This window comes from Amycolatopsis antarctica, assembly GCF_002262875.1.
Taxonomy (GTDB): Bacteria; Actinomycetota; Actinomycetes; order Mycobacteriales; family Pseudonocardiaceae; genus Amycolatopsis; species Amycolatopsis antarctica.
In genome coordinates, this window is sequence record NZ_NKYE01000016.1 from 1 (window position 1) to 14,187 (window position 14,187).

The 14,187-nt window shown below is 71.6% G+C and carries 13 protein-coding genes and 1 pseudogene; 13 read left to right on the forward strand and 1 reads right to left on the reverse strand.

The window, feature by feature from the left end:
* Nucleotides 1-102, forward strand: a pseudogene (locus CFN78_RS22230) (IS5/IS1182 family transposase); the annotation flags it as partial.
* A gap of 339 nt (nt 103-441) precedes the next feature.
* Here CFN78_RS22230 and CFN78_RS22235 read toward each other — a convergent pair.
* Nucleotides 442-957 (reverse strand): inorganic diphosphatase, encoded by a 516-nt coding sequence (locus CFN78_RS22235; RefSeq protein WP_094864823.1) that lies wholly within the window; start codon nt 955-957, stop codon nt 442-444.
* A 171-nt stretch (nt 958-1,128) separates the two neighbouring features.
* Here CFN78_RS22235 and dacB point away from each other — a divergent pair, with 171 nt between their 5' ends.
* The 12 genes from dacB to folB all read left to right on the forward strand — a co-directional run bounded on the left by dacB (nt 1,129) and on the right by folB (nt 14,129).
* On the forward strand, nt 1,129-3,237 hold the full coding sequence (gene dacB, locus CFN78_RS22240; protein ID WP_165777672.1) for a D-alanyl-D-alanine carboxypeptidase/D-alanyl-D-alanine endopeptidase: 2,109 nt from the start codon (nt 1,129-1,131) through the stop codon (nt 3,235-3,237).
* 40 nt (nt 3,238-3,277) lie between these two features.
* A complete protein-coding gene (locus tag CFN78_RS22245; protein ID WP_240519623.1) occupies nt 3,278-4,357 on the forward strand; it encodes a zinc-dependent metalloprotease in 1,080 nt (359 codons plus the stop codon).
* The gene (gene tilS / locus CFN78_RS22250; RefSeq protein ID WP_094864825.1) at nt 4,354-5,334 is read left to right on the forward strand and encodes a tRNA lysidine(34) synthetase TilS; all 981 of its coding nucleotides are present in this window, start codon (nt 4,354-4,356) and stop codon (nt 5,332-5,334) included. The genes CFN78_RS22245 and tilS overlap by 4 nt, the downstream gene beginning before the upstream one ends.
* A gap of 3 nt (nt 5,335-5,337) precedes the next feature.
* Entirely contained in the window at nt 5,338-5,892 is a 555-nt protein-coding gene (gene hpt / locus CFN78_RS22255; protein WP_094864826.1) for a hypoxanthine phosphoribosyltransferase, read from the forward strand.
* A 139-nt stretch (nt 5,893-6,031) separates the two neighbouring features.
* Nucleotides 6,032-6,397 carry a hypothetical protein gene (locus CFN78_RS22260; RefSeq protein ID WP_094864827.1) on the forward strand — a complete coding sequence of 122 codons (366 nt, stop codon included), beginning with the start codon at nt 6,032-6,034 and terminating at the stop codon, nt 6,395-6,397.
* 19 nt (nt 6,398-6,416) lie between these two features.
* Nucleotides 6,417-7,772, forward strand: a complete 1,356-nt coding sequence (locus tag CFN78_RS22265) for a hypothetical protein (RefSeq protein ID WP_420807916.1) — start codon at nt 6,417-6,419, stop codon at nt 7,770-7,772.
* Nucleotides 7,773-7,849: 77 nt separating this feature from the next.
* On the forward strand, nt 7,850-8,650 hold the full coding sequence (locus tag CFN78_RS22270) for an ESX secretion-associated protein EspG (RefSeq protein WP_094864828.1): 801 nt from the start codon (nt 7,850-7,852) through the stop codon (nt 8,648-8,650).
* 54 nt (nt 8,651-8,704) lie between these two features.
* Entirely contained in the window at nt 8,705-9,547 is an 843-nt protein-coding gene (locus CFN78_RS22275) for an ESX secretion-associated protein EspG (RefSeq protein ID WP_094864829.1), read from the forward strand.
* A 207-nt stretch (nt 9,548-9,754) separates the two neighbouring features.
* Nucleotides 9,755-12,217 (forward strand): ATP-dependent zinc metalloprotease FtsH, encoded by a 2,463-nt coding sequence (gene ftsH, locus CFN78_RS22280; RefSeq protein WP_094864830.1) that lies wholly within the window; start codon nt 9,755-9,757, stop codon nt 12,215-12,217.
* Between the two features lie 22 nt (nt 12,218-12,239).
* Nucleotides 12,240-12,845: a GTP cyclohydrolase I FolE gene (gene folE / locus CFN78_RS22285; protein WP_094864831.1), complete on the forward strand. Its 606-nt coding sequence runs from the start codon at nt 12,240-12,242 to the stop codon at nt 12,843-12,845.
* A 68-nt stretch (nt 12,846-12,913) separates the two neighbouring features.
* A complete protein-coding gene (folP, locus tag CFN78_RS22290) occupies nt 12,914-13,726 on the forward strand; it encodes a dihydropteroate synthase (RefSeq protein WP_094864832.1) in 813 nt (270 codons plus the stop codon).
* Nucleotides 13,719-14,129 (forward strand): dihydroneopterin aldolase, encoded by a 411-nt coding sequence (gene folB, locus CFN78_RS22295; protein ID WP_094864956.1) that lies wholly within the window; start codon nt 13,719-13,721, stop codon nt 14,127-14,129. Before folP ends, folB begins: the two co-directional genes overlap by 8 nt.
* Nucleotides 14,130-14,187: the final 58 nt, after the last annotated feature.

Sequence of the window (14,187 nt, forward strand, 5' to 3'; positions counted from 1 at the left end):
ATCCGATTGATGGCCGCACGGCTAGCAGGCGAAAACGTCGAACCTCACGGCCCCATCGAGACCGAGGCAGCCCAACGCCTAGCAGACGACCTCACACCCTGACCACCAAGGTTTCACCACACCCTCTGAGGCGGGGCCCGGACCGGCCTGCGATCGGTGTCGGCAACAGCGACCGGCGCCAGTAGAGGTGGAGCACCACCACCGAAGCTCACGACGATGGCCGGTACCGCGCACAACGAGCAGGCGATTGAGCGCATCGCGGCCCAGGTGCGCGAGTTCCTCGCGGGCTACCCGGTTCCGGGCTTCGCCTGCTGAGCGCGGCGGCGAGCCGGTAGCGGAACCGGCCGTCCCGGAGAACACGTCTGCGGTGCCGCCTGGTGGCGACACCGCAGATACGTGTCAACGCAGTCCTGACCGTCGGGGTCAGACCTGGACGCCAGCTCAGTGCTCGCCGCCCTCGGCTTCCAGCTTCTCCAGCCGGTCGACCTCGCGGGCGTAGGACCGCTCGATCTCCTGCTCGGACTCGACCCGGCCCGCCCAGGAAGAACCCTCGACGCTCTTCGCCGGTTCGAGATCCTTGTACACCTCGAAGAAGTGCTGGATCTCCAGCCGGTGGAACTCGTTGAGGTGGTGGATGTCGCGCAGATGCTCCAGTCGCGGATCGTGCGACGGAACGGCCAGCACCTTGTCGTCCGGGCCCTTCTCGTCGGTCATCCGGAACATGCCGATCGCGCGGCAGCGGATCAGGCAGCCCGGGAACGTGGGCTCCTGCACGAGTACCAGCACGTCGAGCGGGTCACCGTCCTGGCCGAGGGTGTCATCGATGAACCCGTAGTCGGCCGGGTACTGGGTGGCCGTGAACAGGGTGCGGTCGAGCTTGATGCGCCCCGTCTTGTGGTCCACTTCGTACTTGTTGCGTTCCCCTTTGGGGATTTCGATCGTGACGTCGAATTCCACGCCGTCCTCGCTGCTCTATGTCATCGGTAGCGCCCTTGGGAGGGCGGCTCGCCGTTTCACTGTGTTGACCTCACTAGTGTGGACTACGGCGCAGGCGGGGAACGCATCACCGGGTGTGAGATTGCCCCTGGCCGTATGACGGGGACACGAGAGCGACGTGGAGGAGGGTGCGTGCCGGAGCCGGAGGGGCCTGCGTGGCCGTCGGGGGACAGCGACGACGAACAGCGGGAACGGTCCGGCGACGAACGGACCCACGAGCTGAAGCGTCCCGCGCCCGACCTGCACGACCAGCCGACGGTCTGGGCGCAGCGGCCCAGCACGGCATCCGCGCCGGAACCTCCCGGCGACACGACCGCGGAACCCCCGGCCACCGGAGGGGAAGCAGCGGCGGCCGACAAGGCCCAGCCGGCGGGCTGGTTCGAGGAGCCGACCTCACAGCTCCCGCTGCCTGCCGCACGGGACGGGTCCGCCGCCGAGCATCCCGGAGCGGACCAGCAGCGGACCGAGCCACGGGCCGTGCCCGGTCCGCAACCCGGTCAGCCACAGCAACCCCGGCAACCCCAGCCGCCGCACCAACCCCAGGCACAGCACCAACCGGCCCGGCAGCAGCCTGCGCAGGCTCCCGCGCAGCAGCAACAGCCCGCCCAGCAGCAGACCCCGCCGGGCGAGCGGACCGTGGTGACGCCGGGCCTCGACCCGGCGCGGACCGGGCAGCAGCGCCAGGCCCCGCCGCACGAGCACCCGACACAGCCCGCCACGCCGCCACCCGCGGGCACGCACGCCCAGCCGATGCGGATCGAACCCGGAATGGAGAACGTCCCGGCGGCGGCGTCCACCGGGGAGCAGCCCGCCGCGTCCGCCGGACAGGACGGCGCATCGGCCGCCCCGCGGAAACGCAGGAAGCGCACGTTGATCGGCAGCGGTCTCGCACTGCTGCTGGTGATTGCCGTGGGGGTGGTTCTCGCCCTGCCCGCCGTCTCGAACCGGCTCGCCCTGCCCTGGGCACCCAACGCGCCGAAGGCCGACCCGCCCGCCGCCGAACCGGTGAACCTGTCACTGCGCGGGCCGGGCGACACCCCGGGGCCGACGGCGGACGGGGTGACCGCGGCGCTGCAGGGACCCGCGGGCAACGCCGCACTGGGCACGCTGACCGGCAGCGTCGTCGACCCGGCGACCGGCCGGACGCTCTGGGAACGCGACGCGGGCACTCCGCTGACCCCGGCGTCCACCACGAAGCTGCTGACCGCGGCCGCCGCGCTCCTCTCCCTTGACCACGGCGCGCAGTTCAGCACCAAGGTCGTCGCGGGCGAACAACCCGGATCGGCCGTGCTGGTCGCGGGCGGTGACGTCACCCTGTCCTCACTGCCCGCGGGGGAGGAGTCGATCTACCCGGGGGCGGCGCATCTCGACGAGCTCGTCGAGCAGGTCAAGGCGGCATCCGGCGGCCAGGTCAGCTCGGTGTCGCTGGACCTGAACGCCTTCACCGGCCAGCCGACCGCACCGGGCTGGGCACCGGAGGACACGCCCTCGACCTACATGGCCGACGTCGTGCCCGCGATGCTCGACGGCGGACGGTCCAGCGCGACCGACGGCAAGGCGATGCGGGTACCCAACCCGGGCGGCGTACTCGCGCAGCAGCTCGCCGGCAGGCTCGGCGCGCAGGTCGCCGCACCCGTCACCGCAACGGCCCCGCAGGGCGCCAAGGTCCTCGGCGAGGTCTCCTCGGCGCCCCTGCGGGAACTCGTGGACACCATGCTGGTCACCTCGGACAACCTGCTCGCCGACGTGCTCGCCCGGCACGTGGCGATCGCCGCCGGCAAGGACCCGTCCTTCGCCGGTGGTGCCGAGACGACGCTGCAAGTGTTGCGCGACAACGGTTTCGACCTCACCGGCGTCGAACTGTCGGACGGCAGCGGCCTGTCCACCGCGAACCGGGTGCCGGCGAAACTGCTGACCGAGCTGCTGGCCGTGGCCGGGGCGGCGGACGGGGCCGACCCGAGGACCGCGAAGCTGCGCCCGATGCTCGGCGGCCTGCCCGTCGCGGGCGGCAGCGGAACTCTCGCCGGCCGCTACACGGCCGCACCGGCCGACACCGGCAAGGGCTGGGTCCGGGCGAAGACCGGCACGCTCTCCGGCGTCAACACCCTCGCCGGGATCGTCCTTGACGCCGACGGTCGTCCGCTCGTGTTCGCGCTGATGTCCGCCGGTTCCGACCTCGGGCCCGGCCAGGCCGCGCTGGACGGCGTCGCCGCCGCGCTGCGTGGCTGCGGCTGCCGTTAGGCGGCGGCGCACCGCCCGAGCCGCGGGTAGCGTCGGGCGGGTGAGCGAGGCGAAGCAGCGGAACGGGCAGGCGCCGGGCGCGACGATCGACTGGCGGCTGGCCGCGGCCACCGGGGCGCTGCTGGTGCGCGGTGGACCGGTGGTGCCCAGGGCCGAGGCCGACACCGCCGTGCGCGACCTGCGCGAGATGACCATCGACGCCGAGGCGCACGTGCGTGAGCTGACCGGGCTCGGCCACGGACTCCCGCTGTTGCCGGGCGAGGTGGTCGACCGTCCGGGATGGGTGCGTGCCGCGGCGTCCGGGCTCGGCGAGCTGACCACCGGCGCGCTCACCGGTGGCGAGGGTGCTGTCCCGCCCGCGCGCGGCGGGCCGATCGGGCAGGTCGTCGCCGGTGGCGCGGGCGTGCAGACCGGTCTGGTGCTCGCCTTTCTGGCTCCCCGCGTACTCGGCCAGTACGACCCCTTCGGCGGACCGGACCGGGAAGGGCGCCTGCTGCTGGTGGCGCCCAACGTGGTCACGGCGGAACGCGCGATGCGGGTCTCCGGCGCGGACTTCCGCATGTGGGTGTGCCTGCACGAGTGCACCCACCGGTTGCAGTTCACCGCTGTCGGCTGGCTGCGAGACTACTTCGCCGGGCAGGTCCGCACGCTCGTCGGCGGACTGACCGAGACCGAGGGGTTCGGCGAGTTGCTCGGCAGGCTCCCCGACGCGCTGCGCAGGCGCGGCGAGGACTCGCTGGGACTCGCCGAGCTGATTCAGTCGCCCGCCCAGCGGGAGGTGTTCGACCGGCTGATCGCGCTGTCCACCCTGCTGGAGGGACACGCCGACTTCGTGATGGACGCCGTCGGCCCGGCCGTGGTGCCGTCCGTGGCGACCATCCGCTCCCGGTTCACCGAGCGGCGCAAGGGCGGCGGCCTGTTCGACCGCCTGCTGCGCAGCCTGCTCGGCGTCGACGCGAAAGTCCGCCAGTACGCGCAGGGCGCGGCGTTCACCCGGCACGTCGTGGACGCCGTGGGCATGTCCGGTTTCAACGCCGTCTGGGCCTCGCCGGACTCCCTGCCGACGCGCGCGGAGATCGCCGCGCCCGGCGACTGGGTGCGCCGGGTCCACGGCGGGTGAGCGGCAAACCGCACCCGGCACTGGCCCGGGTACGCCGGGCCGTCCGGGAGTTCCTGCGCTCCGTGCCTCCCGGCGACCTGTACGTCGCCGTCTCCGGCGGAGCCGACTCGCTGGCGCTGGCCGAGGGCTGCGTCCACGCGGGTGCGCGGACCGGGGTGAAGGTCACCGCGCTGATCGTCGACCACGGTCTGCAGGACGGTTCCGCCGAGGTCGCCACCACCGCCGCGGCCACGGCGCGGGAGCTGGGCGTGCACGAGGCGCGGGTGCTGACGGTGCGGGTCTCCGGTAGCGGTGGCCCGGAGGCCGCTGCCCGCCGCGCCCGGTACGCGGCCCTGCGGGCGGAACTGCCGGAGGGCGGGCTGCTGTTACTCGGGCACACCCGCGACGACCAGGCGGAGACCGTGCTGCTCGGACTGGGCCGCGGCTCCGGTCCGCGTTCGCTGGCGGGCATGCCCGCGTTCGAGCCGCCGCTGGCACGTCCGCTGCTGGACGTTCCGCGGGAGGTGACCGTGCGGGCGTGCGCCGCGCTGGGCGTGACGCCGTGGCAGGACCCGCACAACGCCGACCGGCGGTTCACCCGCGTCCGGCTGCGCACCGAGGTACTGCCGCTGCTCGACGAGGTGCTCGCCGGTGGCGTCCCGGCCGCGCTCGCCCGTACGGCCGCCCAGCTCCGGGAGGACTCCGCCGCGCTCGACGTGCTGGCCGCCGAACTGCTGGCCGAAGCCCGCGACGGGCAGGGAGAACTCGATGTGGCCGTCCTCGGCCCGGCCCCGGCGGCGCTGCGCAGGCGGGTACTCCGGCGGTGGCTGCTGGACGCTGGTGTGCGTGAGCTCACAGACGCGCACCTGCGTTCCGTCGACGCCTTCATGGGTGAATGGCGGGGCCAGGGCGGCACCTGGTTGCCGGGCGACTTGGTGGCGTTCCGGGCGCATGGCAGGCTCACCGTGAATCCACTCGACCGGAGTAAAGGGGACTGACCCGTGTACGAAGGCGACATCGCCTCCGTGCTCGTCACCGAGCAGCAGATCAACGACAAGATCGCCGAGCTGGCCGAAGAGGTCGCCGCCGATTACCCGGTCGGCGAGCAGGGTTCGGACCTGTTGCTCGTCGGGGTACTCAAGGGCGCCGTCATGTTCATGACCGACTTCGCCCGCGCGCTGCCCGTGCCGACACAGCTCGAGTTCATGGCCGTCTCCTCCTACGGCTCCGCCACCTCGTCCTCCGGTGTCGTCCGCATCCTGAAGGACCTGGACCGCGACATCGCGGGCAGGCGAGTGCTGATCGTCGAGGACATCGTCGACTCCGGGCTGACGCTGTCCTGGCTGCTGCGCAACCTGGCCAGCCGGAACCCCGCCTCGCTGGAGGTCGTCTCGCTGCTGCGCAAGCCGGAGGCGGTGAAGGTGGACGTGCCGGTGAAGTACATCGGGTTCGACATTCCCAACGAGTTCGTCGTCGGGTACGGCCTCGACTACGCGGAGCGATATCGGGACCTGCCGTACATCGGCACCCTTGATCCGCGCGTGTATTCGTCCTGATCGCAGTCCGGCGGTGGAACACGCTGCGTATGAGCTCGCGAATCCGGAACCCGGACTCGCCGAACCGCGTCATACGGGCACGCTCGTTGCGTTAACCTATGCGAAGAGGCTCCGATCTTGGGGACAGGAGAAGGTGGAGATGGGGAACAGCATCGCGGACGCCAGCGCGTTCCGGAACGCAGCCGTCAGTGGCCAGGTCGGGGTGGATCCGGACGCGGCCCAGGCCGTGCTTCAGAAGATCCGCACCGGTAAGGACGCCGTCGAGTCGCTGCTCGGCAATGCCGGCGCGCTCGCCGAGGCCCCGAAGCTCGGTGCCAACCCGGTCGGGCAGGCGATGTCGCAGAAGTTCTCCTCGCGCGCCGACGGTGGGGGCGATTCGTACGCCGACGCGCTGCAGAACCTCTTCAGCCAGTACGACCAGGCCGAGCAGGCCATCGTCACGGCGATGAGCCGCTATCACGAGATGGATCAGGCGGCAGGCGACCCGTTCCGCGGTCAGGCCTGAAAGCAGGGGGACGACAATCATGAGCAGCATGTACGGGAGTGACTCCGGCTCGAACGGCTCGGCGGGCTCGTCGGTTTACGGCGGGCAGGTGGCGCTGGGGGACGGTTCCGCGTCCTCGGACATCGTCGCGCAGGCACGCTCGCGGCAGGACGGCTTCGACTACGGCGCCGACCTGGCGATCGCCAGCCCGCCGAACTGGGAGGCCCAGGAGAGCTCGCAGCTCTACATCGGCGCCACCTCGAACAACGAGCCCGCCTCCGCGGAAGGCCTCTCGCAGACCTGGTCGCACCATGGCCGGGAACTGCACCAGGCCGCCAACGACCTCTACACCGCCATCTCCGAACTGGGCGCGGCCTGGATCGGCGGTGGTGCCGCCGCGGCGCAGGGTTCGCTCGTCGCCATCGCCAACTCGTCCTCGCAGGCGGGTGAGGCCGCGAACGTCATGAGCAACCGGATGACCCAGCAGGCCGCCGCCGCTGCCGAGGTCAAGAAGATGCCCGCGCCCAAGGAGTTCGACCCGGCGCAGCAGACGGCCGCGATGCTGGCCGGTGGCCCGGCCGCGATGACCGCCGACCTCAAGGTGCAGGCGGACGCCGCCAAGGACGTCAAGGCGCAGCAGGTCCAGTACTTCAACGCCTACACCTCGGCGATGTCCGAGGTCGACGGCACGACGCCGAGCTTCGCCCCGGCCTCGCTCGGGCTCAAGCCCGCGGCGAACGTGTCCGGTCTGAACGCGGCCTCGATGGACGTCGGCGGGATGCCGGGTGGCCCGGCCGGTATCGGCGGAGTCCAGCCGGGTTCGCTCACCGTCGCCGGTGCCGGCGCCGGCGGGCTCGCCCCGGGGCTCGGCCAGGCGGGTTCCGAGACGCCCGCCCACACCAGCACATCCGGGTACGCGGCGCAGTCCGGCCCCTCGGCCGGGTCGGTGACCGGTGGTGGCTCCATGCCGTCCGCGCCGCAGGCCCCGGCCGCGCCCGCCACCACCGCGCAGGCCCTCGGCGGCGCGGCAGTCGGCGGTGCGCTCGGTTTCGCCGGCGGCAGGGCGCTCGGTGCGGGCAACCGCAGCGGTACCAAGCAGCAGTCCAGCGACTCGGGTTCCGCGGCGCAGGGGCAGGGCAACAGCGCCGCCGCCGCGAGTCCGCAGCAGCCGGGTGTTGTTCCCGCCGGTGGCACGATCGGAGCGGGCGCCCCGCCGCCCGCGGGTCCGGTCGGCGGCGGTGCCGGCATGGGTGCCGCCCGTCAGCAGCAGGAGCAGGAAGAGGAGCACACGCACGCGTCCTTCCTCATCGAAGCCGATCCGGACGAGGCGTTCGGGGCCAACGAGGCCACGCCGCCGCCCGTCATCGGTGCCTGGTCCGAGGACGAGGAGCGCTAGATCGTGGCGCTGGCCGTGTCGCGGGCGGGCGATCGTGATCCGGGGTTCGTCCGCCCCCTCGCCTCCGGGGACGTTTAATGGCACGGACGGAGCTGCTCACGCCGCTCGAGCTGGATTTCCTGTGGGAGTCCAACGGAACCGGTGAACTGCCCTATCCGCTGGAAGCGCGGTCGCACGGCGCGACACTGGACGAGCGCGCCGCGCTGCGCACGCAGACGATGGCCGGGCTGGTCCAGCGCCGGGTGGCCGACGATCGGGGCCGGGCCGAACCGCACATCGAGGACTGGTTCGGCGTGCTGGCCGGCGCGGACATCAGCCTCGACGCGGTGCACCTGACCAATCCGGGCTCGGCGCCGGTGCTCGCCGTGGCGTCCTCGCTCGGCGGTCAGGCACTACTGGCCGTCCAGGACCAGCGTGGCCTGCACCTGCGGGACGTTCCGGCGGACGGTCTGCACAGTGCGATCATCGGCCTGCTCCCGCCCGCTCCGCGCGGCTCGGAGAAGTCGATCACCGTTCCGCTGGACCAGCTCATGAGCAGCTCCGGCGCGGACTTCCTGCAGCGCAGGGGGCCCGATCCGCAGGATGGCAGCCGGGCGAGCGTCGACGAGGACCGCAAGGCGCTGGCCCGGTTGCACGCGCAGCCGCGGCTACGCGGCGGGCAGATCGGCGCCAACGCCCGCAACCGGATGGGCGGCCGTTCGCGCATGCCGGTGCTGAGCTGGTTCGACACCGAGAGCGGCCGCTACTTCACCCAGGCGACCCGTGGCCGGGACGGCCGTGACTGGATCACCATCGCCCCGGCCGACGCGGCCACGCTGCGGCACCGGCTCGCGGAGATGCTCTCCGGTGCGATCAGCGCGAACACCGCCGCGCTGTAGCGCACCGGGAGCGCGGCGCTAGCCTCCGTACACCGACGTCGAAACCAGGGAGAGATGGTGGCACCGCAGGAGTTCTTCTCGCCGATCGCCTTCGACTTCCTGTGGGAGGCGATGCGGATCGGCGAGCTGCCCTACCCGCTGCAGGTGCCTTCGCACGGTGCCACCGAGGACGAGCGGATCCTGCTCCGCCGCAGCACCAACGCCGAGCTGGTGACCAGGGGCGTCCGCGATCCGCAGGGCAGGCTGGAGCCGCACGTCGAGCAGTGGCTGCGGCTGCTGGCCCGTCCCGCGGTGTCCATCGACGCGCTGCACATCCCGGAGTACCGGATGCCGCCGGTGGCGATCCTGGCCGCCTCGGACGGTCGCGAGGCCGTGATCGCGATCCAGGACCACCAGGGCATCCGGGTGCGCCCCGCCTACCCGGACGGCCTCGCCTCCGAGGTCGTCTCGCTGCTGCCCGCCGGACCACGGGGCAGCGAATCCTCGATCACCCTGCCGCTGGACGAGGCGATGCGCACCGCGCCCGCCCGGACGATGGCGGGCGTCGGCGCCGCGCGGGAGGCCGAAGCGGCGGACAAGGGCGGCCGGTGGGGGCGGAGCCGGCGCGAGCGTTCCGGCCTTGCCGAACGCACCACCGACCCGCGGGAGGCCTACGGCAGGCTCTCCGGACAGCCCAGACTGCGCGGCGGCCAGATCGCCGCGAACAGCCGCGACCACCTCGGCGGCAAACGCCGTTCGCCGGTGCTCGCCTGGTTCGACACGGCGGGCGGGCGCTACCTCAGCCTGTCCAGGCCGGGGCCGGACGGCCGGGAGTGGGTCACCATCTCGCCCGCCGACGCGAAGACCCTGCGCTCCCGGCTCGGCGAGATGGTCGGCGGCGTCGCCACCGCAGGTTAGGGACGTTCGCCCACAGCGATCCGGCGCCGGGAACCTCTGTCGCATACCGTCCGTTGACCTGCGAGAGGCTCCCCGGCCACGCCGCCGTCAACGGGCGGTACCCTGGGGAGAACGATGCCCTGCGTTCCGCCGGGCGTCATACCGTGACGGCGGATGCCGGACCAACCGCCTAACCAGGGAGGGTCGAGGCCACCACGGCCGAGTCGAATGGACCGTAAGCGCCTGCTCAAGAACCCACTGCTGTGGATAGTCGCGGTTCTGCTGATCTATTTCGCCTTCAGCATGATCTTCGACAGCGACCGGGGCTACTCCCAGGTCCCCACCTCGCAGGCCCTGTCGGAGATCTCCGCGGGGAACGCGAAGGAAGTCACCTTCGAGGACAAGGAACAGCAGCTCAAGCTGTCCCTGACCAACAAGATCGAGGTCGAGGGCCAGCAGGTCGACCAGGTCCTGACCAAGTTCCCGTCCGGGGCGTCCGGGCAGATCTACTCCGCCCTGAACGAGGCGAAGAACGGTCAGCAGGACCTGACGTTCGACACCACCGTCACCCAGGAATCCTTCCTCACCCAGTTGCTGATCTACATGATCCCGCTCGGGATCCTGCTGCTCCTGCTGATGTGGATGATGAACAACGCCCAGGGTGGCGGCAACAAGGTCCTCAACTTCGGCAAGTCGAAGGCCAAGCAGCTCAACAAGGACATGCCGAAGACGACCTTCGGCGACGTCGCGGGGGCCAACGAGGCCGTCGAAGAGCTGTACGAGATCAAGGACTTCCTGCAGAACCCCGGCCGCTACCAGGCACTCGGCGCGAAGATCCCGAAGGGCGTGCTGCTCTACGGCCCGCCCGGTACCGGTAAGACGCTGCTCGCCAGGGCCGTCGCCGGCGAGGCGGCCGTGCCGTTCTACACGATCTCCGGTTCGGACTTCGTCGAGATGTTCGTCGGTGTCGGTGCCTCCCGTGTGCGTGACCTGTTCGAGCAGGCCAAGCAGAACGCGCCGTGCATCATCTTCGTGGACGAGATCGACGCGGTCGGCCGTCAGCGTGGCGCCGGCCTCGGTGGCGGGCACGACGAGCGCGAGCAGACGCTGAACCAGCTCCTCGTCGAGATGGACGGCTTCGACGCGCGCGGCGGGATCATCCTGATCGCGGCCACAAACCGTCCCGACATCCTGGACCCCGCGCTGCTCCGCCCCGGCCGCTTCGACCGGCAGATCCCGGTGTCCGCGCCGGACATGCGTGGTCGCCGGGCGATTCTGAACGTGCACGCCAAGGGCAAGCCGATCGCGCAGGACGCCAACCTGGACGGCCTGGCCAAGCGCACCGTCGGCATGTCCGGTGCCGACCTGGCGAACGTGATCAACGAGGGCGCGCTGCTCACCGCGAGGGAGAACGGCACCGTCATCACCGACGCCGCTCTCGAGGAGGCGGTGGACCGCGTCGTCGGTGGTCCGGCCCGCAAGAGCCGGATCATCTCCGAGAAGGAGAAGAAAATCACGGCCTACCACGAGGGCGGGCACGCGCTCGCCGCGTGGGCGATGCCGGACATCGAGCCGGTCTACAAGCTGACGATCCTGCCGCGTGGTCGCACCGGCGGGCACGCCCTGCTCGTCCCCGAGGACGACAAGGAGCTGATGACCCGTTCGGAGATGATCGGCAGGCTCGTCTTCGCGATGGGTGGCCGTACCGCCGAGGAGCTCGTCTTCCACGAGCCCACCACCGGTGCGTCCTCGGACATCGAGCAGGCCACGAAGATCGCCCGCGCGATGGTCACCGAGTACGGCATGAGTGCCCGCCTCGGCGCCGTCAAGTACGGGCAGGAGCAGGGCGACCCGTTCCTCGGCCGTTCCGCCGGCAGGCAGGCGGACTACTCGCTCGAGGTGGCGCACGAGATCGACGAGGAGGTGCGCAAGCTCATCGAGACCGCGCACACCGAAGCGTGGCACGTGCTGAGCACCTATCGCGACGTGCTCGACGAGCTGGTCGTGGAGCTGCTGGAGAAGGAAACGCTGCAGCGCAAGGATCTCGAACGGATCTTCGCCACGGTGGAGAAGCGGCCGAACATCACCGTGTTCAACGAGTTCGGCGAGCGGACCCCTTCGGACAAGCCGCCGATCAAGACCCCCGGTGAGCTGGCGATGGAACGCGGCGAGCCGTGGCCCCCGCCGGAGCCGGAGAAGCCGTTCGTGCCGGAGCCCGCGCCGACCCCGGTCGCGACCGCGCCGGGTGCGGGTGACCTGCCGGGTGGTCCGCCGTACTCGCAGAGCCCCGAGCCCGCCAATCCGTACGCCCCGCCGCCTCCCGGTGGCTACCCGAACGGCAACCGCGGCAACGGTGGCGGCCCGCCGAACGGCTGGCAGTCCAACGGCGGCGGTTACCCCGGCCAGCACCAGCACGGGCCGCAGGGCTACCCGGGCCAGCCCGGTCAGCACCCGGGCGCGCAGGGCGGCCCGCCCAACTACGGTGCGCCTCCCGGGTGGACCCCGGCGACGCAGCCGGGCAGGCCCAGCCAGCCGTGGCGGCCGGACGGCCCGCCGCCTGGTGAGCAGCCGACCAGGCAGTACGGCGATCCTTCGGGAAGTCAGCACAGCGGACAGTTGCCGGATGATCGCGGTGAGGAACAGCGGTACCGCGGCAATCCCGACGAGCAGGACGGACCGCATCGCCGCTGAGTAGGCCGGTTACGCTCACCGGGTGAGCGAGCAGCGAGCCGCGGGCCCCGGCGGTCCGGTTTTCGACCAGGCGCGAGCCGAACGTGCGATCCGGGAACTCCTCCTCGCTTGCGGGGAGGACCCGGATCGCAACGGCCTCCAGGAGACCCCGGCACGGGTGGCGCGGGCCTATCAGGAGATGTTCGCCGGGCTGTACGACGACCCGGACACCGTCCTGGACAAGACCTTCGACGAGAGTCACGAGGAACTCGTCCTGGTCACCGACATCCCGATGTACAGCACCTGCGAGCACCATCTGGTGCCGTTCCACGGTGTCGCGCACGTCGGTTACATCCCGAACGAACTGGGCCGCGTCACCGGTTTGTCGAAGCTGGCCAGGCTGGTCGATCTCTACGCCCGTCGTCCCCAGGTGCAGGAACGCCTCACCTCCCAGCTCGCGGACGCGATGGAGCGCAAGCTCCAGCCGCGTGGCGTGATCGTGGTGGTGCAGGCGGAGCACCTGTGCATGGCGATGCGCGGTATTCGCAAGCCGGGTGCGCGGACGACCACCTCGGCGGTGCGCGGGCAGTTGAAGAGTTCGGCGTCCTCGCGGGCGGAGGCGCTCGACCTGATCAAGGGCCGGCGGTGACCCCGCCGACCGCGCGGACCCCGCCGACCCCGCCGACTCCACTGCCGTCGCCGGGCCGGTGTGCGGTGATGGGCATCCTGAACGTCACGCCCGATTCCTTCTCCGACGGTGGCCGGTATCTCGACGTCGAGGAGGCGCTGGCGCACGCCAGGGCGATGTGGCGGTGCGGCGCGGACGTCATCGACGTGGGTGGCGAGTCGACCCGCCCCGGTGCGGAGCGGGTGGACGCGGCCACCGAGACCGCCAGGGTGCTGCCGGTGATTCGCGAGCTGGCGGACGAGGGTCTGGTGCTGTCGGTGGACACCTCGCGGGCCGAGGTCGCTGCGGCCGCGCTGGAGGCGGGCGCGCGGGTCATCAACGACGTGTCCGGCGGGCTGGCGGACCCGGGGATGGCCAGGGTGGCGGCGGAGAGCGGCGTGCCTTTCGTGCTGATGCACTGGCGGGGGCACAGTAGGGACATGAACGCGCTCGCCACCTATGCCGACGTCGTCGCGGAGGTCCGGGCCGAGCTGACCGAGCGGGTCGATGCCGCGCTGGCCGCCGGGGTCCGGGAGAGTGCGATCGTGCTCGATCCGGGGCTCGGCTTCGCGAAGCGCGGCGAGCACGACTGGGAGTTGTTGCGCGGCTTGGATTCGTTGCTGAGCCTGGGTTTCCCAGTGCTGGTCGGAGCTTCCCGGAAACGCTTCCTCGGCGCTTTGTTGTCCGATGTGGACGGTATGCCGCGCCCGCCGGGCGGACGGGGGAACGCGACCGCCGCGGTTTCGGCGCTGGCCGCGGCCGCCGGTGCCTGGGGGGTGCGGGTGCACGAGGTCGGTTCCTCGCTGGACGCGGTCAGGGTGGCGGCGGCCTGGGCTCTGCCGGAGGGGGATGGTGATGGCTGATCGGATCACGCTGACCGGCCTGCGGGTGTTCGGCAGGCACGGCGTCTTCGAGCACGAGAAGCGGGACGGGCAGGAGTTCGTCGTCGACATCACGGTCTGGCTGGAGCTGGCCGGGGCGGCGGCGTCCGATGATCTGTCGAAGACCCTGCACTACGGGGAACTGGCGGAGCTGGCTGCCGGGGTCGTCGGCGGGCGGCCGTACGACCTGATCGAGAGCGTTGCCGGGCGGATCGCGGACGAGGTGATGGCCGACGAGCGGCTGCACGCCGTCGAGGTGACGGTGCACAAGCCGTCCGCGCCGATTCCTCTGGCGTTCGACGATGTGGCGGTCACGATGCGCCGTTCCCGCCGGGCCGCCGGCGGGCCGGGGCGTGGCCGGGCGCGGCCGGCGGAGGCGCCGTGAGTCGCGTTGACGTGTTTTTCTCAGCGGAGGCGCCGTGAGTGGCGTTGACGTGTTTTTC

What these genes read in the sequence shown, in the direction of transcription:
- CFN78_RS22275 (WP_094864829.1), top strand. Translation starts at nt 8,705, where the DNA reads ATGGTGGCACCGCAGGAGTTCTTCTCGCCGATCGCCTTCGACTTCCTG.
- CFN78_RS22270 (WP_094864828.1), top strand. Translation starts at nt 7,850, where the DNA reads ATGGCACGGACGGAGCTGCTCACGCCGCTCGAGCTGGATTTCCTGTGG.
- ftsH (WP_094864830.1), top strand. Translation starts at nt 9,755, where the DNA reads ATGGACCGTAAGCGCCTGCTCAAGAACCCACTGCTGTGGATAGTCGCG.
- folB (WP_094864956.1), top strand. Translation starts at nt 13,719, where the DNA reads ATGGCTGATCGGATCACGCTGACCGGCCTGCGGGTGTTCGGCAGGCAC.
- CFN78_RS22265 (WP_420807916.1), top strand. Translation starts at nt 6,417, where the DNA reads ATGAGCAGCATGTACGGGAGTGACTCCGGCTCGAACGGCTCGGCGGGC.
- CFN78_RS22260 (WP_094864827.1), top strand. Translation starts at nt 6,032, where the DNA reads ATGGGGAACAGCATCGCGGACGCCAGCGCGTTCCGGAACGCAGCCGTC.
- folP (WP_094864832.1), top strand. Translation starts at nt 12,914, where the DNA reads ATGGGCATCCTGAACGTCACGCCCGATTCCTTCTCCGACGGTGGCCGG.